The organism is Antarctobacter aquimaris (assembly GCF_900184945.1).
In the GTDB taxonomy this organism is placed as follows: Bacteria; Pseudomonadota; Alphaproteobacteria; order Rhodobacterales; family Rhodobacteraceae; genus Maliponia; species Maliponia aquimaris.
Genome location: NZ_FXYF01000027.1, coordinates 1 through 23,772 on the forward strand (window position 1 = coordinate 1; position 23,772 = coordinate 23,772).

At 67.2% G+C, this 23,772-nt stretch carries 22 protein-coding genes and 1 pseudogene; 8 read left to right on the forward strand and 15 right to left on the reverse strand.

Annotation, left to right across the window (positions count from 1 at the left end; all coding sequences use genetic code 11):
* From MAA8898_RS24575 to MAA8898_RS24595, 5 genes and pseudogenes are all read right to left on the reverse strand, one after another.
* Positions 1-364 (reverse strand): annotated as a pseudogene (locus tag MAA8898_RS24575) (transposase); the annotation flags it as partial.
* A 63-nt stretch (positions 365-427) separates the two neighbouring features.
* Complete coding sequence (locus MAA8898_RS24580; protein WP_094023664.1) at positions 428-1,267, reverse strand: HNH endonuclease; 840 nt, start codon at positions 1,265-1,267, stop codon at positions 428-430.
* Complete coding sequence (locus MAA8898_RS24585) at positions 1,251-1,748, reverse strand: type II CBASS E2 protein (protein WP_094023665.1); 498 nt, start codon at positions 1,746-1,748, stop codon at positions 1,251-1,253. Before MAA8898_RS24585 ends, MAA8898_RS24580 begins: the two co-directional genes overlap by 17 nt.
* Positions 1,745-2,986: a nucleotidyltransferase family protein gene (locus MAA8898_RS24590; protein WP_094023666.1), complete on the reverse strand. Its 1,242-nt coding sequence runs from the start codon at positions 2,984-2,986 to the stop codon at positions 1,745-1,747. The genes MAA8898_RS24585 and MAA8898_RS24590 overlap by 4 nt, the downstream gene beginning before the upstream one ends.
* A 292-nt stretch (positions 2,987-3,278) precedes the next feature.
* A complete protein-coding gene (locus MAA8898_RS24595) occupies positions 3,279-5,786 on the reverse strand; it encodes an adenosylcobalamin-dependent ribonucleoside-diphosphate reductase (RefSeq protein ID WP_094023667.1) in 2,508 nt (835 codons plus the stop codon).
* Positions 5,787-5,964: 178 nt separating this feature from the next.
* On the opposite strand from MAA8898_RS24595, the gene MAA8898_RS24600 reads away from it, so the two are divergent.
* Positions 5,965-6,888, forward strand: coding sequence for a ketopantoate reductase family protein (locus MAA8898_RS24600; RefSeq protein ID WP_176445316.1), 924 nt, complete (start codon positions 5,965-5,967; stop codon positions 6,886-6,888).
* A 10-nt stretch (positions 6,889-6,898) separates the two neighbouring features.
* Here MAA8898_RS24600 and MAA8898_RS24605 read toward each other — a convergent pair whose 3' ends face one another.
* The gene (locus tag MAA8898_RS24605) at positions 6,899-7,123 is read right to left on the reverse strand and encodes a hypothetical protein (RefSeq protein ID WP_094023669.1); all 225 of its coding nucleotides are present in this window, start codon (positions 7,121-7,123) and stop codon (positions 6,899-6,901) included.
* A 127-nt stretch (positions 7,124-7,250) separates the two neighbouring features.
* Positions 7,251-8,135, reverse strand: coding sequence for a sulfotransferase family protein (locus MAA8898_RS24610; RefSeq protein WP_094023670.1), 885 nt, complete (start codon positions 8,133-8,135; stop codon positions 7,251-7,253).
* Positions 8,136-8,361: 226 nt separating this feature from the next.
* Here MAA8898_RS24610 and MAA8898_RS24615 point away from each other — a divergent pair, with 226 nt between their 5' ends.
* Together MAA8898_RS24615 and MAA8898_RS24620 are read left to right on the forward strand one after the other, a co-directional pair.
* Positions 8,362-8,793 carry a DUF1489 family protein gene (locus MAA8898_RS24615; protein ID WP_094023692.1) on the forward strand — a complete coding sequence of 144 codons (432 nt, stop codon included), beginning with the start codon at positions 8,362-8,364 and terminating at the stop codon, positions 8,791-8,793.
* Positions 8,794-8,870: 77 nt separating this feature from the next.
* A complete protein-coding gene (locus tag MAA8898_RS24620; protein WP_094023671.1) occupies positions 8,871-9,251 on the forward strand; it encodes a hypothetical protein in 381 nt (126 codons plus the stop codon).
* 7 nt (positions 9,252-9,258) lie between these two features.
* On the opposite strand, the gene MAA8898_RS24625 is transcribed toward MAA8898_RS24620, so the two are convergent.
* Complete coding sequence (locus tag MAA8898_RS24625) at positions 9,259-9,750, reverse strand: YdcF family protein (protein WP_094023693.1); 492 nt, start codon at positions 9,748-9,750, stop codon at positions 9,259-9,261.
* 99 nt (positions 9,751-9,849) lie between these two features.
* On the opposite strand from MAA8898_RS24625, the gene yghU reads away from it, so the two are divergent.
* Positions 9,850-10,710, forward strand: a complete 861-nt coding sequence (gene yghU, locus MAA8898_RS24630) for a glutathione-dependent disulfide-bond oxidoreductase (protein ID WP_094023672.1) — start codon at positions 9,850-9,852, stop codon at positions 10,708-10,710.
* Positions 10,711-10,790: 80 nt separating this feature from the next.
* Entirely contained in the window at positions 10,791-12,134 is a 1,344-nt protein-coding gene (locus MAA8898_RS24635; RefSeq protein ID WP_094023673.1) for an ABC1 kinase family protein, read from the forward strand.
* Positions 12,135-12,138: 4 nt separating this feature from the next.
* Here the strand turns inward: MAA8898_RS24635 and MAA8898_RS24640 are convergent, their stop codons facing one another.
* The 4 genes from MAA8898_RS24640 to hisS all read right to left on the reverse strand — a co-directional run bounded on the left by MAA8898_RS24640 (position 12,139) and on the right by hisS (position 15,890).
* Positions 12,139-12,561 carry a lipocalin-like domain-containing protein gene (locus MAA8898_RS24640; RefSeq protein ID WP_094023674.1) on the reverse strand — a complete coding sequence of 141 codons (423 nt, stop codon included), beginning with the start codon at positions 12,559-12,561 and terminating at the stop codon, positions 12,139-12,141.
* 64 nt (positions 12,562-12,625) lie between these two features.
* Complete coding sequence (gene hisG / locus MAA8898_RS24645; protein ID WP_094023675.1) at positions 12,626-13,318, reverse strand: ATP phosphoribosyltransferase; 693 nt, start codon at positions 13,316-13,318, stop codon at positions 12,626-12,628.
* Entirely contained in the window at positions 13,315-14,397 is a 1,083-nt protein-coding gene (locus MAA8898_RS24650; RefSeq protein WP_094023676.1) for an ATP phosphoribosyltransferase regulatory subunit, read from the reverse strand. The genes hisG and MAA8898_RS24650 overlap by 4 nt, the downstream gene beginning before the upstream one ends.
* On the reverse strand, positions 14,394-15,890 hold the full coding sequence (hisS, locus tag MAA8898_RS24655; RefSeq protein WP_094023677.1) for a histidine--tRNA ligase: 1,497 nt from the start codon (positions 15,888-15,890) through the stop codon (positions 14,394-14,396). Before hisS ends, MAA8898_RS24650 begins: the two co-directional genes overlap by 4 nt.
* 132 nt (positions 15,891-16,022) lie before the next feature.
* Between hisS and MAA8898_RS24660 the strand changes: the two genes are divergently transcribed.
* Entirely contained in the window at positions 16,023-16,229 is a 207-nt protein-coding gene (locus MAA8898_RS24660; RefSeq protein ID WP_094023678.1) for a SlyX family protein, read from the forward strand.
* 280 nt (positions 16,230-16,509) lie between these two features.
* On the opposite strand, the gene MAA8898_RS24665 is transcribed toward MAA8898_RS24660, so the two are convergent.
* Together MAA8898_RS24665 and dnaE are read right to left on the reverse strand one after the other, a co-directional pair.
* Positions 16,510-17,364, reverse strand: coding sequence for a hypothetical protein (locus MAA8898_RS24665; protein WP_094023679.1), 855 nt, complete (start codon positions 17,362-17,364; stop codon positions 16,510-16,512).
* Between the two features lie 96 nt (positions 17,365-17,460).
* Entirely contained in the window at positions 17,461-20,976 is a 3,516-nt protein-coding gene (gene dnaE, locus MAA8898_RS24670; protein ID WP_094023680.1) for a DNA polymerase III subunit alpha, read from the reverse strand.
* Positions 20,977-21,107: 131 nt separating this feature from the next.
* On the opposite strand from dnaE, the gene MAA8898_RS24675 reads away from it, so the two are divergent.
* Positions 21,108-21,428 carry a hypothetical protein gene (locus tag MAA8898_RS24675; RefSeq protein ID WP_094023681.1) on the forward strand — a complete coding sequence of 107 codons (321 nt, stop codon included), beginning with the start codon at positions 21,108-21,110 and terminating at the stop codon, positions 21,426-21,428.
* 35 nt (positions 21,429-21,463) lie between these two features.
* Here MAA8898_RS24675 and MAA8898_RS24680 read toward each other — a convergent pair whose 3' ends face one another.
* Complete coding sequence (locus tag MAA8898_RS24680) at positions 21,464-22,945, reverse strand: MDR family MFS transporter (RefSeq protein ID WP_245853631.1); 1,482 nt, start codon at positions 22,943-22,945, stop codon at positions 21,464-21,466.
* Positions 22,946-23,157: 212 nt separating this feature from the next.
* On the opposite strand from MAA8898_RS24680, the gene MAA8898_RS24685 reads away from it, so the two are divergent.
* A complete protein-coding gene (locus tag MAA8898_RS24685) occupies positions 23,158-23,769 on the forward strand; it encodes a MarR family winged helix-turn-helix transcriptional regulator (RefSeq protein ID WP_094023683.1) in 612 nt (203 codons plus the stop codon).
* The last annotated feature ends 3 nt before the right edge of the window (positions 23,770-23,772 follow it).

The following is a 23,772-nucleotide window of genomic DNA, read 5'->3' on the forward strand; positions in this document are numbered from 1 at the left end:
GTCTTGGGATCGACACCGACCAGCCTGCAGGCCCGGCGCTGCGAGAGGTCGTGATCCCGCATCACCCGGAGCGCCGCGTCTCGCCGCCTCGTCAACGTCGTCGGCTCTTTCCCAGCAGGTCTTTCAACACGACGTTGTCCAGCATGGTATCCGCCAACAGGCGCTTGAGCTTGGCGTTCTCGTCCTCGAGGGCTTTCAGCCTGGCGGCCTCGGACACTTCCATGCCGCCATACTTGGCTTTCAATTTGTAGAACGTTGCCGTGCTCAGGCCATGCCGGCGGCACACCTCCGTGGTCGGCATTCCGGCCTCCTGCTCCTTGATCATCCCGATGATTTGCGCCTCGGTGAAACGGCTCTTTCGCATCTGTCTGCTCCTTCAGATTGGCGCAGACTCTACATCACGGTGAGGGATTTCGCGGGGGGCAGGTCAGCGGTCATCCGCGATTTCCGCAGAGACGGCAAGCTTCAGCGCCACACGCTTGTGTCCAGGAGAGCCTTTCCGCAGCTGAAAGGAGAGACCAGGAGAATCGTCTGGCCATGCCCACCCTGGGTAGGGCTCGCGGTGGCGGCCAAACACCGTGACGCCGTTGAGGTCAGAGAGCAATCGGCCGAGCTCCATAAGCAGAGGAATGGGCGCGAAGCCAAAAACGGCAAGATGTTCGAGCTCGCCGTCCCTGAAGCGCCCTCGAATCTCTCGGTCGTAGACTTTGCGTAGGTTCGCCAGCTCGGTCTGGTAGTAGCCCTGGTCTGAGTCTTTGTGCTCGAAACCTCGGATCGAGATGTCGATCGGATGACGATCGGCGATGACGAACGGCGGGATCATAGCCCGCGCACACGCTTGGCGAGGAATAGTTGTCTCATTGTCGCCGACGGCTGCGGAGATCCGAAGTATGTGCGCCAGAGGAGCGCCTGGGTCCATGAGGGCTCGGGCAACCCTCTCCTCTTGCCGTCGCTTCATTTCAAGCAAAGTGTCGACGGTGTAAATGTCGAGTTTATTGCGATCATCGATCTCACGATGGTGCCGATCACACAGCAGCATGAGATTGTCAGGGTCGTCGGACTTCTCATGCGACAGGTCAGGATGTCCTCGAGGACCGTCGGGATTCGAAGCGATGATGTGCGCGAAGTAGGCGTGGTTCTTAGAAAGATCGCCTGTGATCAGGTCGCCCGAAAGCTCCTCACCGCAGTTCGCATACTGACAACGGCCAGCCGCTCGCCCCCAGACAACCAGCCGGGTGGGTTGAGTGGCATCACGCCCCCTGGACATTCTGCAACTCCTTCTCCGGTCGGTTCATGCCGGCTCCGATCGAGATGGGTCCTAAGGCATTGGCACCGCGCCACACCCCATCGAAATGCCATAGCTCGTAGTGATGCAGCCATTCCGAAGCCCAAGGGACGATCGTGTCAGAAATCCACATCGAGCTACGCCACTCGTTCTGCTCGGGGTCAAACAGGCAGAGCGCGGAAGCCTCGGGCGATTCTGGGTCGTAGAGCAGATGCGGAATATCGATCCAGCCGGTGCCGGGGCGTGGAGCGATGGTGGGCTGGCGAACGAACACGAGCGGAGGAATCGTCTCGGCCGGATTCCAGACGACGGACACCTTGTAACTCATCTGGAAGCCGCGGACGGGGCCGATCCAGGCGATCCGACCGTCCGAGAACACGGTCAACGGCTTCAGCCCCGGCCAGACCTCCCGCATGCGCTCGGCTTGTGCTTCACGCGATTTCGGTCGCGCAGTTGCCTTCATTTCGGCAGGCGGCCGGAATGGAAGTGATGTGCCGGTACCTTCGATATTGGCGCTGCTTTTGCAGCGGCCGGCGTCAGCAGAGCAGGGGCCACTACAAAGCCTTTCGCAGGTTCAAAGGCGCTCGGGATGGACAGCCCGCGATGGCTGTCGAGGTAGGAGCGGACAGCCTTCTCGCTGACCCTCTCGCCGAAGAGGTCGTCGAAGATCTTGCGGACATCGGTGAAATTCGACGATCGGGCGCGCGCGAGCTCGGCGACGAGGTGCCGAAGATCGTCACGGATGACACGCAGATCTTCGTTGGAGGTCGGCCAGCGATCGTTGAAGTCTTCGTGCGGCGGAGCCGGGTTCTTCTCGTCGAGCGGGACACCGGTGACCATGGACGTGTGGACACGACGCTCGAGGTCGAGCGCGTAACTCTCCAGCTGGGCGTACAGACCGTTCTCGTTCGGCGGAACCAGTGCGGCAATCTTGGACAGGTAGATCGAGATGGGGCGTTTCAGGCTGCGCTTGGCGTAGCGCAGGTTTAGATAGCGCTTCATCAGCTTGAGGGCGATCACCTGTGGTGCGTCTCGCAGGGGATTGCGAGGCGCCGGCAGGGCATCGATATCCGCGTCGGCCATGATCGAGTTGGTGACGAGGCGATCCTTGATCCCCATATTCGACCGCATCGCCATCACATGATCCCGGAAGGCGCGACTCGGAAGAACGACCTGCTTCCGGAACCAGTCGGCAAATCCATAGGGATTGGCCGGGAAGAGCAGGTCGATCCCGTCGTCCGGGCTGTGGTAAATCACTCCAGAGCGAAGCGGGCGAGGCTCCCGGTGGGGGTCCATCGGCGTCACATCGAGATGCATGAAGGCGAACTTGAGCTGAATGCACCGCGTGCAGCGCTCGATCTCCTGGACATCGGGAAATCCCTGAAAGGCCGTGAACAACTCGTCCAGCACATCTGAAATCGACCACCCGCAGGGCCGCCTGAATTCAAGGATGGCATCGAGATCGAACCTGTCGTCAGTTGCTCCGTCGATGATCGTTGCGCCGATCGATCGTGAGCCTTGGGCGTATACCAGAGCATCTTCCATGTAGGGGCGAAGACGACTGGCCGGTCGTTGCAGGTGTTCCGGAATCAGCTGGTAGCGTTTCTCGCTGACGCGATGATCTCGATCACTGAGCTCAAGCTCAAGAGCCGTGCCAAGCAGCAGCGCGTCAAGACCAGGTGCAGTATCATCAAGGGGCATTTCGAACTCCTTCCCTTCGAGCTCGTCCAGCTGCCTCCCTCAGTGAAATCGCTCTACGGATCAATATATAGGCACACTGACCAGCCAGCAACACCATTGATAGATTTTTGTTCTACTCATGTTCTCCAATTAAATCTTTGCTGATGACTCCCAGCTTCGGCAAAGGAAGCTTGGCAACACGGTAGTTGGCCTAAAGCTCCCTCGTTATGGACACGAGTTGGTTGTCGAATGGACATTTGGACGGGTCCAGTGGCCAAGTTTTGATGGTCGCTTCATCACCTACACACAGAGATCAGCCGCACTTGGAATGGCCGCAGGAGCCGCAGGTCATGCAGCCTTCGACCATGCGCATGTCGCATTGGCCGCAGTTCGGGCAGGCCGGGCCGCGCGGGGCGTCGAGGTTGACCACCTGCGCTTGCGGGTCGCTTTTCAGGCCCTTGCCCTCGCCCTCGAGAAAGCCGATGGCGATCATGTGCCGCTCGATCACCCCGCCGATGGCGGCGAGGATCGAGGGGATGTATTTGCCCTGCACCCAGGCGCCGCCGCGCGGGTCGAACACCGCCTTAAGTTCTTCCACGACAAAGGTCACGTCGCCGCCGCGCCGGAACACCGCCGAGATCATCCGCGTCAGCGCCACGGTCCAGGCGTAATGCTCCATGTTCTTGGAGTTGATGAACACCTCGAAGGGACGCCGGTGGCCGCCGACGACGATGTCGTTGATCGTCAGGTAGATCGCGTGTTCGCTGTCGGGCCACTTCAGCTTGTAGGTTGCGCCTTCGAGCGTCTGCGGACGGTCCAGCGGCTCGGACATGTAGATCACGTCGCCATGCGGGCGGAGCGGTTCGGCGTCGGTCTGGGCGATGACTTCGGGGGAATTCTGCTCGCCAAACATCAACCAAGCGGGCGAAACCGAGTACAAGCGGCCCAGAGTTTCTGCGTGCTCTGATCGAAGCGCCTTCTTTTCGTTCTCTATTTCGTTGTAGTAGGAATGCGCGATCCCAAGCTTTTCTGCCACTCGATTCTGCGTCAGCGATGCTTTTTTTCTAGCCCATTTCAGACGTTCGCTCCGTGTCTCAAGCGCGGATTCTTTTCCCGACCTCTCCTCCGCCACGCTCAACACGCTCCCCGTCACGGCGTTCGGCCGGTAGGTCGTGCAGCCCTTGCAGCCGCTCTCGTAGGCCGCCGCATAGACGTCCTTGAAGTCCTCGAAGGAAATGTCCTCGGGGCAGTTGATCGTCTTGGAGATCGACGAATCCACCCATTTCTGCGCCGCCGCCTGCATCCGCACATGCTCCAGCGGGGCCAGGGTCTGCGCGTTGACAAAGTAGTCGGGCAGCTCGGCCTCGGCGCCGAACATCTGCCTGTAGAGGGAAACGGCGTAGTCCACCACCTCCTCCTCGGTCCGCGTGCCGTCCTTTTGCAGGACCTTGCGGGTGTAGGCATAGGCGAACACCGGCTCGATCCCCGACGACACGTTCCCCGCGTACAGAGAGATCGTCCCGGTGGGCGCGATCGAGGTCACCAGCGCGTTGCGGATGCCATGTTCGCGCACCGCCGCGCGCACGTCCTCGTCCATCGCGGCCATGTTGCCGGAGGCCAGGAACTTCTCCGCATCGAACAGCGGGAAGGCGCTCTTTTCCCGTGCCAATTGCACCGAGGCCAGGTAGGCGGCGCGGGCGATGCGGTGCAACCAGCGCGAGGTCTGACGCGCCGCCTCCTCCGATCCGTAGCGCAGCCGCACCATCAGCAGGGCATCGGCCAGCCCGGTGACACCCAGCCCGATGCGCCGCTTGTTCAGCGCCTCCTCGGCCTGCTGCGGCAGCGGAAAGCGCGAGGCGTCGACCACGTTGTCCATCATCCGCACGGCGGTCGCCACCAGCTCGTCCAGCGCGTGTTCGTCCAGGTGCGCGTCGCCGGTGAACGGATCGTTGACCAGCCGCGACAGGTTGACCGAGCCCAGCAGGCAGGCGCCGTAGGGCGGCAGGGGCTGTTCGCCGCAGGGGTTTGTGGCGGCGATCGTCTCGCAGTAGTTGAGGTTGTTGGCCTTGTTGATCCGGTCGATGAAGATCACCCCCGGTTCGGCATAGTCGTAGGTCGCGCGCATGATGCGGTTCCACAGGTCGCGCGCGGGCAGCGTGTGGTAGACCCGGCCGCCGAATTGCAGCTCCCACGGGCCGTCGGCCTTGACCGCCTCCATGAAGGCATCGGTCACCAGCACCGACAGGTTGAACATGCGCAGCCGGGCCGAATCCGCCTTGGCGGCGATGAAGGCCTCGATGTCGGGATGGTCGCAGCGCATGGTGGCCATCATCGCGCCCCGGCGCGAGCCGGCGGACATGATGGTGCGGCACATGGCGTCCCAGACGTCCATGAACGACAGCGGGCCGGAGGCATCCGCCGCCACGCCGTGCACCGCCGCGCCCTTGGGCCGGATGGTGGAGAAATCGTAGCCGATGCCGCCACCCTGCTGCATGGTCAGCGCGGCTTCCTTCAGCATCTCGAAGATGCCGCCCATGTTGTCCGGGATCGTGCCCATGACAAAGCAGTTGAACAGCGTCACGCTGCGCGCCGTGCCCGCTCCGGCGGTGATCCGCCCCGCCGGCAGGTACTTGAAGTCCTCGAGCGCGGCGTAGAACCGCTCTTCCCAGGGGGCCGGTTCGGCCTCGACCGAGGCAAGCGCCCGCGCGATCCGCCGCCAGCTGTCCTCGACCGACAGGTCGATGGGCGTGCCGTCCGCCTCCTTGAGGCGGTACTTCATGTCCCAGATCTGTTCGGCGATGGGGGCGGCAAAGCGGGTCATGTCGGCGATTCTCCGGTTCGGGCAGAGACCTACATTAGCCCATTCACGCAACAGGTTGAAGACATTCGCCGACGACCCACCAAATCTGTCCCGAATTGCCCTTTGCCGCCGGCGCGCTATCTCCGTCGCCGCACCCGGATTATGCTGGAGGACAACTGGCAGCGCGAAAGGGACCGACATGCGTATCGCAACCATGGCCACCGGCGGGATCGGCGGATACCTGGCGGTCAAACTGACCGAGGCCGGGCACGAGGTCGCCACCATCGCGCGCGGTGCCCACCTGGAGGCGATCCGGCAGAATGGGCTGACGCTGCACAGCCCCGACGGGCGCGTCACCGTGCAGCCGTGGCAGGCGACGGACACGCCCGCCGAGGTCGGCCCGGTGGAGGCGGTGATCTTTGGCGTCAAGGGCGATGCCCTGCCTCAGGCGGCGCGCGCCTGCTTGCCGATGCTGGGGCCCGACACCGTGGTGGTGCCCTTCCTGAACGGGGTGGAGGCCGCCGAGCGCCTGCTGGAGATCCTGCCCGAGGGCAACGTGGCCAATGGCATGGCCTCGGTGTCGACCACGATTGCCGAGCCGGGCGTGATCCGCCAGACCGGCACATTCGCCAATTTCACCTTTGCCGAGCGTGACAACCGCCCGTCTGCCCGCATCGCTGCGCTGCGCGCGGCGCTGGCCGGGGCGGGAGTGGACGCGCCGGTCCCCAAGGACATTGACCGCGCGGTCTGGACCAAGTTCGTGCTGTTCTCGGCCATGTCGGGCGTCACGGCGGCCGGGCGTTGCACCATCGGCGACATCCTGGCCCATCCGCCGCTGGGGGCGCTGTTCCGGCAGGTGCTGACGGAAACCGCCGCCATCGGGCGCACGCTGGGCGTCGCCCTGCCGACGGATGCCGAGGAAAAGGCCTGGCAGATCGCAAAGACCCTGCCGCCCGCCATGCGCGCCTCGACCGCGGTGGACGTGGAGCATGGCCGCCCGCTGGAAATCGAGTGGGTGTCCGGCGCCGCCGTGCGGCTGGCCGAGCGTGCCGGGGTGCTGGCCCCGGCCAACAAGGCGCTTTACGCGCTGCTCCTGCCGCACAAGGACGGGCGCCGGGACTGAGGGCGGGAGGTTAGAACCAGAATTCGTCGCCGGGGACGTAGTCGGCCAGCACGGGCGCGTCGCCGTCCGGCGCCGGGCCGGTTTCGGCCAAATCCTTCAGCGGATCGAGCGCGGCGTCCTTGAACAGGCTGGCGACCCGCAGGTCGAAGTCCTGGAAATCATCCGAGGTGTCAGAGGTTTCGCGTTCAGCGGTCTTGGATTTGAGGCGAAAGTTGAAAATGCCATCTTCGGCCATGAAAGGTACTCCTTGAAAAATGCGGGTCCGGCGGAGGTGTCGGACCGGGGTGAATGCAACGATCACGGCGATATCGCCACGACCTGGGCCACAGTTTTCCCGAAATGCGGGTGTCGCGACAGTCCGGTTATCCTTGCCAGCTGCCAGGCACCTCGGCGCCGAAGCGCGCCTGGCAAAAGGCGTATTGCGGTGCAAGCTGGCGAAGAAAAGCGGCGCGGGCCTCGGCGGGCAGGTCGGTGGTGATCTCGGTCCGGTTCAGCCGCGTCGCAGTATCGGCAGCGATGTAAGGCACGTCGACGAAGCTGCACAGCCTGCGCAACGTCTCTGGGTCCGTCAGCGCCTCGGTGAACAGGTACAGCCGGTCCTGCGGGTCGAAACAGGTGTCCAGCGCGGTCACGGTGGCGCAGTAGTCGCCGCGCGCCATGACCGGGGCCGTCTCCAGCGCACGCGGCCAGGCGGCGGCGGCATCCTCGATCAGGGTCTGCTGCTGCATGTGGCGCAGGTGCGACCACAGCCTTTCGACCGGGTCGCGCATCACGAACAGCACCTTGACCCGCAGGCCCTGCGCCTCGCAAAAGGCGCGCATCCAGGCGAAGCCTTCGGCCCCCATGGCGGAATAGGCCGGGGTGGTGTCGCACAGCACCCGCGTGTCCGGCCCGGAAATCCGCGCGAAATGGCCGAAATAGGCGTCGTCGTCATAGATCATCTGCACCCGGTCCACGGCCGCGCGCACCACGGCCGTGTCGCGCAGGGTGGCGACCGGGTCATCGCCCTGCGACAGGTACAGCCCCAGCCGCCGCACGGCGAGCAGGTCCATGTCGCTGAGCGCGTTCCGGGCAAAGCGGCGGTTGAAGAAATGCAGCTCTTTCAGCGGCGAGGCGGCAACCCCCGGCAGCCGGCTCAGGTGGTCGTGCAGCCAGCTGGTGGCGCATTTGGTGCCGCCGACGCAGATCAGGCAGGTCTTGCCCGCGAGTTCCGGATAGCGCCTCAGGGTCGAGAAGTCGCTGTCCATCACGCGCCCCTTGCAGCGATCCACATGGGGAGAGGCTGCCACAGCGGGCGGCTGCGCTCAAGCGGCGCAGGCAGGGTGCAAACCGCTGAGATCGCTGGGAAAAGGCAAGGCGCGCGTGCGCAAGCCATTGATTTTGTTGGAGTGGCCGCCGGGCCACAGGCGGACGGCCGGTCTTGAACCCGCCCCCGCGCCCGCTATGATCCCGGCCAACGTCCAGGGGGGACACATGCCCGGCACCATCCATCTGCTGAAACTCAGCGCAGGCACCGAAAGCGTCGAGGAGCTGACCGGCTGGCAGGCCAGCCGCGCCGCGCAGGGCCCTGACGGGCTGGCGCGCCATGTCACCCGGATGTGGCCCCGGCGCGAGGCCGAGGTGCTGAACGGCGGCTCGATCTACTGGGTGATCAAGGGTCTGATCCAGTGCCGCCAGCGGCTGCTGCGGCTCGATCCCGTGACCGGGGCGGACGGCATCGCGCGCTGCGCGCTGGTGCTGAACCCGGTGCTGGTGCGCACCGCCCCGGCGCCCAAGCGCGCCTTTCAGGGCTGGCGCTACCTGAACCCCGGCGATGCCCCGCCGGACCTGCCGAAATCGCGCGCCAGCGAAGACGCCCTGCCGCCCGAACTGGCCGGGATGCTGGCCGACATCGGCGTGCTGTGAACTTGGCCTGGATCAAGGCCGGCGGACGCGCCGCGCTCTAGGATCAGCCGGATGACACCGTTCAAAGGGAGGATCCCATGAAACGCCTTGCCCTCGCCCTGATGTTCGCCCTGGGCGCGCCGATGGCCTATGCCGACCAGTTGATCGGTGCCTATGTCGCCTACATCGGCCAGCAGGATCTGTACAATTCGCGGGGCGCGCGGCTGACCGAGCCGTGGCAGGTGCTGCGGCAGGACCGCGCCAATTACCACCGCTTCGGCATCTCGCAGCCGGGTGACGAATGGGATCCGTTCTTTGGCGAGATCGACAATCGCGCCGCGATGGAACGCTGGATCATGAACGGCTACATCGAGCCGAACGCCAGCCGCATCCTGATGCAGGGCGGGGCGACGGTGTTCGTGCGGATCTATGGCTCGAACGGCTGGGGCCAGCGGATCGAGGTCACGGTCACCAACTAGGCGCGTCTCAGCGCCCTGCCCCGCGCGCCCAGTACCAGGCCAGCGCCAGCGCCTCACGCAGCCAGGCGCGGGCCACCCGCCACATGGGCGCGCCTGTCAGGCGCGGGCAGGACACCCGCGCCCGCAGCCCGGCCCGCCGCGCCACCAGACGCGCGCGGGCGGCGTGATAGCGGTCTGTCACGATCACCACCTCCGTCGCGCCCAGCGCCGCCAGGATGGGCAAGGACAGGCGGATGTTGTCCTGGGTCGTGAGGGCGGCGGTCTCCCTGTATAGCGCCGTCGCTGGAATGCCCTCGGCGCGGCAGACCTGGGCCATGACCTCGGCCTCGGACGGCGGATAGGTGTGGACACCGCCGGTCAGCACCAGCGCGCGCACCTGCCCGGCGTGCCACAGCCCTGCGGCGTGCCGCGCCCGCCGCTCCAGCGCCGGAGAGGGCACGCCCCCCGGCCGGACCGCCGCCCCCAGCACCAGTGCCACCGGTTTGTCCCTTTCCGTCATGCGCCACAGATATGCACAACCGGTGTGCAAGGCACAGTCCCCTCTGGCATTCCCGCGCCGGGTGATTAGATTTTCGCCAAGCGAGAAGGGAACCGAGACATGACCGAAGAGTACACCCCGCCAAAGACCTGGACCTGGGACAGCGAGAACGGCGGCCGCTGGGGTTCGCTCAACCGCCCGATTGCCGGGGCGACGCATGAGCAGGCGCTGCCGGTGGGCAAGCACCCGTTCCAGCTGTATTCGCAGGGCACGCCGAACGGCGTCAAGGTGACGATCCTGCTGGAGGAATTGCTGGCCGCCGGGTTTGACGCGGAATACGACGCTTGGCTGATCCGCATCGGCAACGGGGACCAGTTCGGCAGCGGGTTCGTCGCCATCAACCCGAACTCGAAGATCCCCGCGCTGGTCGACCGCTCCGGCCCCGCGCCGATTCGCGTGTTCGAATCCGGTGCAATCCTGATGCACCTGGCGGAAAAGTTCGACGCCTTCCTCGGTCCGCGTGAGAAGCGCGCCGAGATGCTGTCCTGGCTGTTCTGGCAGATGGGCAGCGCGCCCTACCTCGGCGGCGGCTTTGGCCATTTCTACGCCTATGCGCCGACCAAGATGAAATACCCGATCGACCGCTACACCATGGAGGTCAAGCGCCAGCTGGACGTGCTGGACAGGCACCTGGCGCAGAGCCGTTTCATGACCGGCGCGGACTATACCATCGCCGACATGGCGATCTGGCCCTGGTACGGCCGCACCGTTCACGGCCAGTCCTACGACGCGGGCGTTTTCCTGGACGTGGGCAGCTACAAGAACGTGATCCGCTGGGCGGACGAGATCCTGGACCGCCCCGCCGTGCAGCGCGGCCGCATGGTCAACCGCACCTCGGGCGAGCCGCACGAGCAGCTGTGGGAACGCCACGACGCCAGCGATTTCGACACCAAGACGCAGGACAAGGTGGCGGCCGAATAGGGCGCCGTTCCGGCCCCGGTGGGCGGCGCGAATGTGGTGCCGCCCATTGGCCCGCGCGGATCGCGGCCTAGCTAAGGCCGATGTCACACCCGGATGATAAACGCGGCCTTGCCGTGCCCTCCTCGCGCCTTGCCCGTGCCACGCGGCTGGGCGGGCTGACCACCTCGCTGGTCGGGCGGATGGCGGCGGGGGCGGCGCGCGAGCTTGCCTCGGGCCGCCGGCCCGACGCGCGGGCGCTGCTGCTGACCCCCGACAACGCGCGGCGCCTGACGGCGGAACTGGCGCGGATGCGCGGCGCGGCGATGAAGATGGGGCAGCTGCTGTCGATGGAATCGTCGGACCTGCTGCCACCGGAACTGGCGCAGATCCTGGGCCAGCTGAGGCAGGACGCGCATGTCATGCCGCCGAAACAGCTGAAATCGGTGCTGACCGAGGCCTATGGCGACGGCTTTCAGCGCCTGTTCCAGCGGTTCGACCCGCGCCCCATCGCCGCCGCCTCGATCGGGCAGGTGCATCGCGCGGTGGCGCGGGACGGCCGCGACCTCGCGCTCAAGATCCAGTACCCCGGCATCCGCCGCGCCATCGACGCCGATGTCGCCAACCTGGGCACGCTGTTGCGGCTGTCCGGGCTGATCCCGCGCGGCATTGACCTGGCCCCGCTGCTGGACGAGGCGCGGCGGCAGTTGCACGAAGAGGCCGATTATCTCCGCGAGGCGGAGCAGCTGCGCCATTTCGCGGGGCTGATCGGCGCGGACCCCGACCTGCGCCTGCCCCGCCCGCATGACGACCTGTCGACCGAGACGGTGCTGGCGATGGATTTCATGCCCGGGCACGCGCTCGAGAGCCTCGACGAGACCCCGCAAGCGCAGCGTGACGCCATGGTGACGCGCCTCTTTGCGCTGTTCCTGCGCGAGCTGTTCGACTGGCGGCATGTCCAGACCGACCCGAACTTTGCCAACTACCGCGTGACGCCCGATGGCGCTGCGCTGATCCTGCTGGATTTCGGCGCCGCCCGCACCTTTGCCCCCGAGGGGGTGGAGCGCTTTCACCGCCTGATGCAGGCGAGCGTGGCGGGAGATGAGGCGATGATCCGCGCCTCCCTGCTGGAGATCGGCTTTGTCCGGGTGGACACGCCGCCCGACCAGATCGCCACGATCCTGCGCATGGTGGCCCGCCTGCGCCCCGCCCTGACCGCGCCAGACGGTGTCGATTTCGGCGACACCCGCCTGCTGGAGGACCTGCGCCGCGAAGGGCAGCGCCTGGGGATGGAGCAGGGGTATGCCGAGGTGCCGCCGATGGACGCGCTGTATCTTCAGCGCAAGGTGGCCGGGCTGGTGCTGCTGGCCACCCGGCTGCGCGCGCGCGTGCCGGTGGCCGCGTTGCTGGCACCCTACATGGAGGCCCCGGCGCGGCAGTCGGCCTGATGGCTCAGACCTTGGTGAACTCCATGCGGTAGATCACCTCCTCGCCGGTCAGCGGGTCGATGTTGCGCGCCCCGCTGATCACCAGCCGGTCCCCCTCCAGCGTGAAGGGGCGCGCGAGATCGATCTGCCAGTCCGGGTTCCAGGCCGCCTCGACGTGGTGAATGACCCGGTCCTCCTCCAGCGTGTAGGTGGCGACATAGGCCAGCATGGTGTCGAACAGCTGCGCCTTGTCCCCGGCGCTCAGCGGCGCGCCGGTGCCCGGGGGCCGGTCGCGGCGGAACACCGTCGCCATCATCCGCCCGTCGGCGTGGTAGGCGATGTAGCCGATGGGCGCGGGCCCCAGCACATCTTCGACGACGCCGGTGGCCACCACCTCGCGCGTCCAGGCGTGCATCCGCCACGATCCGATCAAGGCACCTGTGTCCATGACTGTCTCCCCCGTTCTTTGCCGACAGAGGGTACACGCCGGGGGACACTTGCCAAAGCGGAGTCTAGACCCCCAGGCGGCTTTCCAGCGCGCGCAGCGTTGCGCGCTCACCCTCACTCAGCGGCGCGAGGCGCGACTTGAACAGCGTCGCCTGGCTGCGCAGCACCGGCTCTTCGGCCAGCACCTTGAGGTGGTTGGCGCGCAGCGTCTCGCCGCTGGAGGTGATGTCGGCGATGGCCTCGGCGGTCAGGTTCTTCACCGTGCCCTCGGTCGCGCCCTGGCTGTCGACCAGCTGGTAGTCGGACACGCCACCGCTGTGCAGGTAGGCGCGCACCAGCCGGTGATACTTGGTCGCGATCCGCATGCGAAAGCCGTGCCGCGCCCGGAACGCCGCCGCCGCCGCATCGAGATCGTCCAGCGTGTCGACATCGACCCAGCAGGACGGCACCGCGACGATCAGGTCGGCGTGGCCAAAACCCAGCTCGGCCAGCGGGGCGACCTTCTGGTCCCACTGCACCAGCTTTTCACGCACCAGGTCGGTGCCGGTGACGCCCAGGTGAATGCGCCCGGCGGCCAGCTCGCGCGGGATTTCCCCGGCGCTCAGCAGCACCAGTTCGACGCCCTCGACGCCGGTCACCGCGCCGGAATACTCGCGCTCGGACCCGCTGCGGCTGAGGCCGATACCGCGCGCGCCGAACCAGTCAAAGGTCTTGTCCATCAGCCGGCCCTTGGAGGGCACGCCCAGCTTGATGCTCATGCGCCTGCCTCCAGGTCGACCAGCAGGCCGGGGCGGATCACGCCGCCCACCGCCGGGATCTCGCGTCCCTGGCCCAGCTGCCGGGTCAGCGCATCGTAACGCCCGCCCGAGGCCACCAGCGGCCAGTCGGCGCGGTGCGGCGCGGCAAAGCCGAACACGAAACCATCGTAGTATTCCATCGAGGTCCGCCCGAAATTGGCGTCGAACGCCAGCCGCCCGACGTCGATCCCGCGCGCCGTCAGCGCATCGCAGCGGGCGGCAAAATGGTCGACTGCCGGGCCGATGGCGGGCAGGTCGACGGCGATGTCGCGCAGGTGTTCCAGCGCATGGGCGCAGGTCTCGGAGACCTTGACCAGCGCCTCGATCAGGTCGACCTGCGCGGGCGGCAGCGGCGGCTCTGCCGCGTCCGTCTTCAGCGCGGCGACCCGTGCGGCGACCTCGTCCTTGCCACGCAGGCCGATGACCGGCCCGGCCGCAGCCATGGGATCGGCGGCGGACAGCAGCGCCACGCGGCTGGGCGGCACCGGCGCGCGGCCGGCGTAACGGTCCAGCAGCGCGCGAAAGCGGCGCGGCCGCCAGATGTGCCGCATCAGCGCCGCGCGCCGCGCCTCGCTGGCCTCCAGCCCCGCGACGGCGGCGATCAAGATGCCGATGTCGCCCACCATGGCGCGCAACCCGTAGGGCGCCAGCACCTCGGCAAAGCGGGCAAAGACCTCGGCGTCGGCCCCTGCCGGATCGGTCCGGTCAAACACCTCGTAGCCGACCTGGTGGTATTCCGAGGCGCGTTCCGGGTGCTCTTCCTGGCGGCGAAAGATCTCGCCGGCGTAGGTATAGCGCGCGGGTTCCGCCCCTTCGGCCATGTGCATCTGCACCACCGGCACGGTAAAGTCCGGGCGCAGCATGACCTCGCCGCGCACCGGGTCATGGGTGACATAGGCGCGGGTGCGGATGTCCTCGCCGTAGAGGTCCAGCAGGGTCTCGGCCGGCAGCAGCACGGGGCAGTCCACCGACTGCGCACCCGCCGCGACAAAGCCCGCCTTCAGCGTGGCCGCCTTTGCCTTGATCAGGGCAAGGCTCATGCGTGCAGGTCCAGGATCTCGCGCACCTTGGCGACCAGGTCTTTGCGCGGCACCTCGTATTGCGAGGGGCGCTCCTTCCACTCTTCGAGGCTGGCGTCCTGCGCCAGTTTGGCACCCAGGATCAGGTCCTTGATCTGCACCACGCCCCGCGCTTTCTCGTCGGCGCCCTCGATGACGGCGGCGGGGCTTTCGCGCTTGTCGGCGTACTTCAGCTGGTTGCCGAAGTTCTTGGGGTTGCCGAGGTAGACCTCGGCGCGGATGCCGGCATTGCGCAGCTCTGCCACCATGGCCTGGTAGTCGGCCATGCGCTCGCGGTCCATCACCGTCACCACCACGGGGCCGGGCACCTTGCCGCCGATGCGGCCCTTTTCGCGCAGTGCGGCCAGCAGCCGGTCGACGCCTATGGACACGCCGGTCGCCGGGACGGCCTGCCCGGTGAAGCGTTTCACCAGGTCGTCATAGCGCCCGCCGCCCGCGACCGAGCCGAACTGCCGCTTGCGGCCCTTTTCGTCGAGGATTTCGAAGGTCAGTTCCGCCTCGAACACCGGCCCGGTGTAGTAGCCAAGGCCGCGCACGACGGAGGGGTCGATGACGATGCGGTCGGCGCCGTAGCCCTGCGCTTCCAAAAGTGCCGCGATCTCTTCCAGTTCCGCGACACCTTCGGCGCCCACCTGCGAGACGCCGATGGCCGCGCGCAGGTTGGCCAGCGTCTCGGAGGCCTCAAGCCGACCCGAAGTCAGGAAGGCCACGACCGGCTCGGCCTGCGCCTCCGACAGCCCCACACCGTCGATATAGGCGCCCGAAGCGTCCAGCCGCCCCTTGCCGAGCAGTTCGCGCACGCCCGCCTCGCCGACCTTGTCGAACTTGTCGATGGTGCGCAGGACGGCGTCGCGCTGGTCCTCGTCGGCCAGGCCCATGCACTCCAGCACCCCGTTCAAAACCTTGCGGTTGTTGACCCGCACCAGGTAGTCGCCGCGCGGAATGCCCACCTCTTCCAGCGTGTCCGCCAGCATGGCGCAGATCTCGGCATCCGCCGCGACGCTGGCCGCGCCCACGGTGTCGGCGTCGCACTGGTAGAACTGGCGGTAGCGTCCCGGCCCCGGCTTCTCATTGCGCCAGACAGGGCCCATGGCGTAGCGCCGGTAGGGCAGCGGCAGGTCGTTGCGATGCTGGGCATAGACCCGGGCCAGCGGCGCGGTCAGGTCGTAACGCAGCGCCAGCCAGTCGCCCGGCTTGGCCTCCCCCTCACCCTCGCCGGCCTCCTGCCAGGCAAAGACCCCCTCGTTCGGACGGTCGACATCGGGCAGGAACTTGCCCAGCGCCTCGACCGTCTCGACCGCGGCGCTTTCCAGCGCGTCGAAACCGTAGCGATGATAGACCCCGGCGATGGTCTGCAACATCTCCGCGCGCTCGGTCACCTCGGCGCCGAAATAGTCGCGGAACCCCTTGGGCGTCTGCGCCTTGGGGCGAGGGGCTTTCTTCTCTTTGGCCATGGGTCTTCCCCGGGTTGTCGGATCGCTCGCGCCCCCTCTATCCCGTCGCCGCAGGCGGGGCAAGCGACCCGCCTTGCAGCTTCTGCTTGGGACAAATACTCACGTCGCAACGCCTGCCGCAGGAGCTGCCCGATGACTGACAGAACCGACCTGATCGAAGAACGCCTTGCCCACGCGCTGCGGGCCCTCGACGACCTGTCCGAAACGGTCGCCCGGCAGGACCGCGAGATCGCCCGCCTGACCGCACGGGTCGAGATGCTGCTGATGCGCGAGGCCGAGCGTGAGGCCGAAGGTTCGGGCGGCGTGGTCCTCGGCAACGAAAGACCGCCGCATTATTAGGGCGGGTTTGCTCCGTCAAACCCGACCGGTGGGCAAGGGTGTCTTTCCGCAGGAAAGATCACCGCCCACACCCCCAAGATCCCGGGCGCAACGCCCCGGTTTGCTCCGTCAAACCCGACCGGTGGGCAGGGGTGTCTTTCCGCAGGAAAGATCACCAGCCCACACCCCGAAATCCAGGGCGCAGCGCCCCGTGACGCGCCCCCAAGGTGGGACGGCGGGTGGGTGGGGCGATCTGCGGGCCCGCAGGGCCGCAGGAGCGGCGCCCGTCCGGCCCCGGCCTTCAGTTCTTGAGATCGACGGCGGCCACTTCACCGTCATGCAGCAGGATGTTCTTCCAGCGGGGATTGCTGCCGAACCGCTCGTAGACGCTGACGAACACCGTGTCGCGCGCGAGGCTGCGCATCCTGGAACCGCAGGGCTTGCCCGTGCCCACGCCGCAGACGCGGCGCTTGATCTGCTCGTAGGCCTTGTCCGTCTCCGACACGGGCTGCGTATCCCCCGACGGGCCGTAATGGATCTGCTCGTAGCTCTCGGGCGAGCCGAAGATCACCAGCGCGGCGGTGAACTGGCGCGCGCAGTTGTCCTTGAACCCGGTCAGGTAATAGGTGTGCGCAGAGGTTGTCCCCGGCGCGCTGTCGTACAGGTCATAGCGGCTGCTGCGTTCCGGGTAGCTTTCGACCTTGCGGCCCAGCTTCGAGGTCGGCACGCCACACAGCCGGGCGACCTGGCCGTAGGGCACAACGACCCCCAGCTGCACCTCGGAGCCGTCCGATCCCCCCGACCGCCGCGCCGGTTTGCTGCCGAACAACCCGCGCCTGACCGGCGCGGGGGCGGGCGCAGCCGCCAGTTCCGCCTCGGGGGCGGCCTCGTCGAGGTCCGTGTCGGGGGTCTCGGCCACAGGCTCGCCCTTGGCCGCCGCCGCCCGCGCGCCGAACAGGCCCAGCAGGCCGCGCCGTGGCGGGGCGTTGGTGGCGGGTGTCCTCGGGGTGTCGGGGGCCACGGCATCCGCCTGCCCCGCGTCCGCCGCCAGCGGCACCTCGCTGTAGCGCGGCACCTCTGACAGCGGATCACCGCAGCCTGCCAGCAGCAGGCCCAGTGACAGGACCAGACTTCCCCCGATGATGCCGCCGCGCATGGCTCTCTCCCCGATCGTTGCGGCGGTTCTAGCGTGCCATGCGGCCCCGCGTCCACCTTGTGCGACGTCGCAGGCGGGAAAGCGGTCGGAAAACGCTCAGAAGTCCTCGACCGCGAGAACACCGTCCAGCGATTTCACCGCGCCCTTGATTTCCGGCGTCACCGGGTAGGCCCGTCCCGAATCCATCTCGACCTCGCCCGGCAAGGCCGGATCGTTCAGGCAGAAATGGATCGGCCCGCGCGCCGCCTTGGGCATCTGCTCGGCCGCCCGGCTCAGCACCGAGGCGATCTGCGGCAGCGCGCCGGCGTCCTCGACGTAGATCCGCAGGCCGTTCACGCCCGCCCCCGCCACCGCCGCGTCGATCGGTCCCACGGACCGGCCCAGCAGCTTCAGCTGGTCCGATTCCATCGTCGCCTCGACCGTGACCACCACCTTGGAGCCGCTTTCGAGATACTCGCGCGATTTCTCCAGCGCCTCCGAAAACAGCGTGACCTCGTAGGCGCCGGTCGGGTCCGACATCTGGCAAAAGGCAAAGCGGTTGCCGCGCGCCGACTTGCGCTCCTGCCGCCCGGCGACGACACCGGCCAGCTTGGCCACCATGGCGCCGTTCTGCTGCACCTTGTGGGTCAACTCGTCCAGCGTCATGAAGCTGCCGGAGCGTTCGACCCGGCGCAGTTGCGCCATGTAGTCGTCCAGCGGATGGCCGGAGAGGTAAAAGCCGATCGCCTTGAACTCTTCCGCCAGCCGTTCGGCGGGCAGCCAGTCGCTGACCGGCGACAGGCGCGGTTCAGGCAGATCCTCGCCCGCCTCGCCGAACAGCGACACCTGTGCGCTGGCCTTCTGCTCGTGGATGGCCGAGGAATAGGCCACCAGCGCGTCGAGCGCGTCGAACACGCGCCGCCGGTTGCCGTCGAGCACGTCAAAGGCGCCGGCCCGCGCCATCATCTCGAGTGGCCGCTTGCCGATCTTCTTGAGGTCCACGCGGCGGGCGAAATCGAACAGGCTGACAAAGGGCTTGTCGCCCCTTCCCGCCACCACCAGCCGCATCGCCTCGACGCCGACGTTCTTGAGCGCGCCCAAGGCATAGACCAGCTTGCCCCCGGCCACGTCGAAGGTGGCCTGGCTGCGGTTCACGCAGGGCGGCACGTAGGGCAGGCTCAGGCCCTTGCGGACCTCCTCGAAGTAGATCGCCAGCTTGTCGGTGAGGTGGATGTCGCAATTCATCACGCCGGCCATGAACTCGACCGGGTGGTTCGCCTTGAGCCAGGCGGTCTGGTAGCTGACCACGGCATAGGCGGCGGCGTGCGACTTGTTGAAGCCGTAGTTGGCGAATTTCTCCAGCAGGTCAAAGACCTCGGTGGCCTTCTTCTTGTCCACCCCGTTCTCGGCCGCGCCCTTCTCGAACTTGGGGCGTTCGGCGTCCATCGCCTCCTTGATCTTCTTGCCCATGGCGCGGCGCAAGAGGTCGGCGCCGCCGAGGCTGTAGCCCGCCATGACCTGGGCGATCTGCATCACCTGTTCCTGGTAGACGATGATGCCCTGCGTTTCGGCCAGAATGTGGTCGATGCTGGGATGGACCGAGGTGATCTCGCGCAGGCCGTTCTTGACCTCGCAATAGGTCGGGATGTTTTCCATCGGGCCGGGCCGATAGAGCGCCACCAGCGCCACGATGTCCTCGATGCAGGTGGGCTTCATGCGCTTGAGCGCATCCATCATGCCCGAGCTTTCCACCTGGAACACCGCGACCGTCTTGGCCGCGGCATAGAGCTTGTATGTCGCCGCGTCGTCGAGCGGGATCAGGTTCATCTGGTTCTCGGCGCCCGGCGCGGGCTGGTACAGCTCCGTTCCGTCGGCGGCCACGTGCAGCGGGCGGCCCGATTTCAGGATCAGGTCCACCGCGTTCTGGATCACCGTCAGCGTCTTGAGGCCGAGAAAGTCGAACTTGACCAGGCCGGCCGCCTCGACCCACTTCATGTTGAACTGGGTCGCCGGCATGTCCGAGCGCGGATCGCGATACAGCGGCACCAGCTCATCGGTGGGGCGGTCGGCGATCACCACGCCCGCCGCGTGGGTGCCGGCAGAGCGCAACAGCCCCTCGACCTGCATGCCGTATTTCAGCAGGCGGTCGACGACCTCCTCGTTCTTGGCCTCCTCCGCCAGGCGCGGCTCGTCCCGCAGCGCCTGTTCGATGCTGACCGGCTTGACGCCCTCGACCGGGATCATCTTGGACAGGCGGTCGACCTGGCCATAGGGCATCTGCAACACCCGGCCCATGTCGCGCACCGCCGCCTTGGACAGGAGCGCGCCAAAGGTGATGATCTGCGCCACCTTGTCATGGCCGTACTTGTCCTGCACGTAGCGGATCACCTCTTCGCGGCGGTCCATGCAGAAGTCGATGTCGAAGTCGGGCATCGACACCCGCTCCGGGTTGAGAAACCGTTCGAACAGCAGCGAATAGCGCAGCGGGTCGAGGTCGGTGATGGTCAGCGCATAGGCCACGAGGCTGCCCGCGCCCGACCCCCGCCCCGGCCCCACGGGGATGTTGTTGTCCTTGGCCCACTGGATGAAGTCGGCCACGATCAGGAAGTAGCCGGGAAAGCCCATGCCCTCGATGATGCCCAGCTCGAAGTCCAGCCGTTCCTGGTACTCGGCGGGAGTCACCGCGTGCGGGATCACCTTCAGCCGTTCCTGCAACCCGTCGTTGGCCATGCGGCGCAGTTCCGCCACCTCGTCATCGGCGAACTTGGGCAGGATCGGCGCGCGCTTGTAGGCCATGAAGGCGCAGCGTCTGGCGATCTCGACGGTGTTTTCCAGCGCCTCGGGCAGGTCGGCAAAGAGCACCGCCATTTCCTGCGGCGTCTTGAGATAGTGCTGCGGCGTCAGCCGGCGGCGCGGCTGCTGCTGATCGACATAGGCGCCCTCGGCGATGCAGATCAGCGCGTCATGCGCCTCGTACATCTCCGGTTTCGGGAAATAGACATCGTTCGTCGCGACCAGCGGCAGGTCCATGGCATAGGCCATCTCGACAAAGCCGCGCTCGCTCAGGCGTTCGGCCTCGGGCAGCGCGCCGTCCTCGCCCGGGTGGCGCTGCAATTCGACATAGAGCCGGTCGCCGAAGACCTGCGTCAGCCGCGTCATCAGCGCCTCGGCGGCCGCGCGGCTGCCGTTGCGCAACAGCCGGCCCACCGGCCCGTCCGGCCCGCCGGTCAGGCAGATCACGTCCTCGGAATGCGCCTCCAGTTCCGCCAGCGTCACATGCGGCAGTTCGGTGTCGCGCCGCATGTAGATGCAGGAATTGAGCTTCATCAGGTGTTCATACCCGCGCTCGGTCTGCGCCAGCAGGACCACCGGCGCGGGCGGTTTGGGCCGTTCGCCCGGCTGCGGCTCGATGTAGCGCAGGCTGACCTGACAGCCGACGATGGGCTGGATGCCCGCGCCGCTGGCGGTGGCGGAAAACTCCAGCGCGGCGAACAGGTTGTTGGTGTCGGTCACCGCCACCGCCGGCATGCCCATCGCGGCGCAGAGGCCGGGCAGCTTTTTCAGCCGCACGGCGCCTTCCAGCAGGGAGTATTCGGTGTGAACGCGGAGGTGGATGAATCGCGGATCGGCCATGCCCGCACCCTAGGCCGCGGCGGGCCTCGGCGGAACCCCGATTAATGAGGGCCGGTTCGGCGCGCAAGATCCCCTTGTCGAACCCGATAAAAAGAGTCAGATATTACCCGACAGAAAGAATCGGAAAAGCCATGACCCCAACCCTCCGCACCACCCTTGCCGCCCTTGTCCTTGCCACGCCAGCCTTTGCCTCCGGCCCCGGCGAACACAGCCCCGGCAGCGGCGACGTCACCTACCTGGGCGACGCCCGCCTGACCTACGAGGTCTTTGAACAGGCCGTGACACACGTCGACCTGGAAAACTGCCCGGCGCAGTTCGACCCCGACGTGGTGTTCTGCCGGATGACCCTGGCCAACGAGATGGCCAATGTCTTTGTCTTCAGCTTTGCCGACGACCAGCCGCTGCTGGCGGTGAAAGCCTACGCGCTGGACAGCGAGTTCCTGCCGTTCTGAACCGCACCCGGCGCCCTGCCCCGCAGGGCGCCCGGTCAGTTGTCGGCCAGCGGCTCCTCGATCAGCAGCATCGACACGAGGCAGGCCAGCAGCGCCGCCGCCGCAGCGACCCAGAACACCGGGTGCAGCGCGGTCGAGAACCCGTCCAGCACCCGCGTCTGCGTTTCGGCGGGCAGCGCACGCAGCGATGAAGCACTCAGCCCGCCGATGCCGCCCGACAGCCCGCCGGGCACCTGTCCAGCCACCGCGCGGGCCAGCCCGGCGGCGAACATCGCGCCAAAGACGGCGGTGCCCAGCGATCCGCCGATCAGCCGGAACATGTTGGTCGAGGCGGTGCCCACCCCCATCATCGCGCGCGGCACCGCGTTCTGGATCGCCGCGACGCCAACGGCAAAGACCGGCCCCAGCCCCAGCCCCACCAGCACCATGACCGCACCGATCGCCCAGAGCGAGGTCGCCGCTTCCATCTGCGCCAGCGCTGCCAGTGCCAGCGCCAGCAGTCCGGTCGACACGATCGGGATCACCTTGTAGCGCCCGCTGCGCGACATCATGCGCCCCGACAGCTGCGACGACAGGATCAGCCCGCCCATCATCGGCACCAGGAACAGCCCCGAGGTGGTGGGCGTGACGCCCTGCACCACTTGCAGGAACAGCGGCAGAAAGGTGATCGTGCCGAACATCCCCATGCCGACCAGGAATCCCACGGCATTTATCACCAGGAAGGTGTTGTTGCGGAACAGGCTCAGCGGCAGGATCGGTTCGACCGCGCGCCGCTCCACCAGCACAAAGCCGGCCAGCGACAGCACGATGACAGCGCCCAGCGCCATGACCTGCGGACTGGCCCAGCCATAGGCGCCGCCCAGGTTGGGCAGCAGGACGATGGAGGACAGCAGCACCGCCAGCAGCGCCGCGCCAAGGTAGTCTACCGGCTTGGTCTGGCGCACGGTGGGCGCGCTCAGCGCCCGGTTCAGCACCACGTAGGCCGCCACGCCCACCGGCACGTTGACGAAAAAGATCCAATGCCAGCCGATGCTCTGCACGATCGCCCCGCCCAAGAGCGGCCCGATCACCGTCGACACGCCGAAGGCCGCGCCCAGCAGGCCCTGCGCCCGCCCGCGCTCCCTCGGGGGCAGCAGGTCGCCCACGGCGGTCATGCAGGTCACGATCAGCCCGCCGCCGCCCAGCCCCTGCACCGCGCGCCCGGCGATCAGCATCTCCATGGACTGCGCCGTGCCGCAGACCAGCGCGCCGGCGAGGAAGACAAGGATGCCGCCCTGCAGGATCGCCTTGCGGCCGTAGAGGTCCGACAGCTTGCCCGCCAGCGGCGCGCCGATGGTCGAGGCCAGCAGGTAGGCGGTGACGACCCAGGTGATGTGGTCCATGCCGCCCAGGTCCGCCACCATGACCGGCAGCGCGGTCGACACGATGGTCTGCCCCAGCGAGGCGAACAGCAGCGTCGTGGCGATGGCGCCCAGCGCCAGCCGCAATCCCGCCGGATCAGGGCGGGCTTCGGACATGGCGGAGGACGGGTCTGCAAGTGACATGGTGGATTCCCTGGATCATGGCCTCGGCGCCGGCCGATCCCTTCGGCCGGCGCCGGGCGACGGCACGCGCGGGACAACGGAAGGATTGCGCGCCGCGCGGCCTGAGCGTAAATATGTGTCAGGGGCAAATACATGTCAATGTCATGCATTTGCCCCGGTCACGCAATTCCGCACAGCGGGGTCACATGTCCGCACGGGACGACAACCTGGTTCGACGACTCGGCCGCGCCGGGATCGACCCCGCGACGGCCGAGACCGCGCTCGACATCGACGCGATCCTGCAAGGCTGGCGGCGCCGCTTCCTGCGCCGCGAACTGGGGCTGCGCGCCTTGGCGGACCTCGACCTGCCGCTCGACCTGGCTGAGCTTGACGTACTGATGGCGGTGCGCGCGCCTTCGCGCGAGTTCGACAAGTCCGAGGGCGAAGAGACCATGGTCTCCAGCGTCGCCGCGCGGCTGGCGATCGACCCGTCGCGCGCCAGCCGCCTGACCTCGGCGCTGATCGGCCGGGGCTACCTGCGCCGCGACGTCAGCCAGCAGGACGCCCGCCGCGCCGTGCTGGAGCTGACCGAAACCGGCGCCCGCGCGGTCGAGGCCGTGCGCAGTTACCGCCTGCTTGTGCTGGGCTCCTTTCTCAAGGACTGGACGCCCGAGGAACTGGACATCTTCCTGCCCATGCTCGACCGCTTTTCCAGCTGGTCCGAGCGTGCCGCCTGCCCCACCGGCCCGGTCGCCGAAGAGATCGCCGCCCTGCGCCGCACCCTCGCCCCCGCCCCCGCTGACCAGAAAGGGACCTGAGCC

Coding starts and splice junctions, on each gene's coding strand:
- MAA8898_RS24585 (WP_094023665.1), bottom strand. CDS start 1,748: ATGAAGGCAACTGCGCGACCGAAATCGCGTGAAGCACAAGCCGAGCGC.
- MAA8898_RS24590 (WP_094023666.1), bottom strand. CDS start 2,986: ATGCCCCTTGATGATACTGCACCTGGTCTTGACGCGCTGCTGCTTGGC.
- MAA8898_RS24680 (WP_245853631.1), bottom strand. CDS start 22,945: ATGTCCGAAGCCCGCCCTGATCCGGCGGGATTGCGGCTGGCGCTGGGC.
- MAA8898_RS24625 (WP_094023693.1), bottom strand. CDS start 9,750: ATGACGGAAAGGGACAAACCGGTGGCACTGGTGCTGGGGGCGGCGGTC.
- MAA8898_RS24580 (WP_094023664.1), bottom strand. CDS start 1,267: ATGTCCAGGGGGCGTGATGCCACTCAACCCACCCGGCTGGTTGTCTGG.
- MAA8898_RS24660 (WP_094023678.1), top strand. CDS start 16,023: ATGACTGACAGAACCGACCTGATCGAAGAACGCCTTGCCCACGCGCTG.
- MAA8898_RS24675 (WP_094023681.1), top strand. CDS start 21,108: ATGACCCCAACCCTCCGCACCACCCTTGCCGCCCTTGTCCTTGCCACG.
- hisG (WP_094023675.1), bottom strand. CDS start 13,318: ATGAGCATCAAGCTGGGCGTGCCCTCCAAGGGCCGGCTGATGGACAAG.
- MAA8898_RS24600 (WP_176445316.1), top strand. CDS start 5,965: ATGCGTATCGCAACCATGGCCACCGGCGGGATCGGCGGATACCTGGCG.
- MAA8898_RS24650 (WP_094023676.1), bottom strand. CDS start 14,397: ATGAGCCTTGCCCTGATCAAGGCAAAGGCGGCCACGCTGAAGGCGGGC.
- MAA8898_RS24595 (WP_094023667.1), bottom strand. CDS start 5,786: ATGACCCGCTTTGCCGCCCCCATCGCCGAACAGATCTGGGACATGAAG.
- MAA8898_RS24605 (WP_094023669.1), bottom strand. CDS start 7,123: ATGGCCGAAGATGGCATTTTCAACTTTCGCCTCAAATCCAAGACCGCT.
- MAA8898_RS24610 (WP_094023670.1), bottom strand. CDS start 8,135: ATGGACAGCGACTTCTCGACCCTGAGGCGCTATCCGGAACTCGCGGGC.
- MAA8898_RS24665 (WP_094023679.1), bottom strand. CDS start 17,364: ATGCGCGGCGGCATCATCGGGGGAAGTCTGGTCCTGTCACTGGGCCTG.
- MAA8898_RS24635 (WP_094023673.1), top strand. CDS start 10,791: ATGTCACACCCGGATGATAAACGCGGCCTTGCCGTGCCCTCCTCGCGC.
- yghU (WP_094023672.1), top strand. CDS start 9,850: ATGACCGAAGAGTACACCCCGCCAAAGACCTGGACCTGGGACAGCGAG.
- MAA8898_RS24685 (WP_094023683.1), top strand. CDS start 23,158: ATGTCCGCACGGGACGACAACCTGGTTCGACGACTCGGCCGCGCCGGG.
- MAA8898_RS24640 (WP_094023674.1), bottom strand. CDS start 12,561: ATGGACACAGGTGCCTTGATCGGATCGTGGCGGATGCACGCCTGGACG.
- MAA8898_RS24615 (WP_094023692.1), top strand. CDS start 8,362: ATGCCCGGCACCATCCATCTGCTGAAACTCAGCGCAGGCACCGAAAGC.
- MAA8898_RS24620 (WP_094023671.1), top strand. CDS start 8,871: ATGAAACGCCTTGCCCTCGCCCTGATGTTCGCCCTGGGCGCGCCGATG.
- hisS (WP_094023677.1), bottom strand. CDS start 15,890: ATGGCCAAAGAGAAGAAAGCCCCTCGCCCCAAGGCGCAGACGCCCAAG.
- dnaE (WP_094023680.1), bottom strand. CDS start 20,976: ATGGCCGATCCGCGATTCATCCACCTCCGCGTTCACACCGAATACTCC.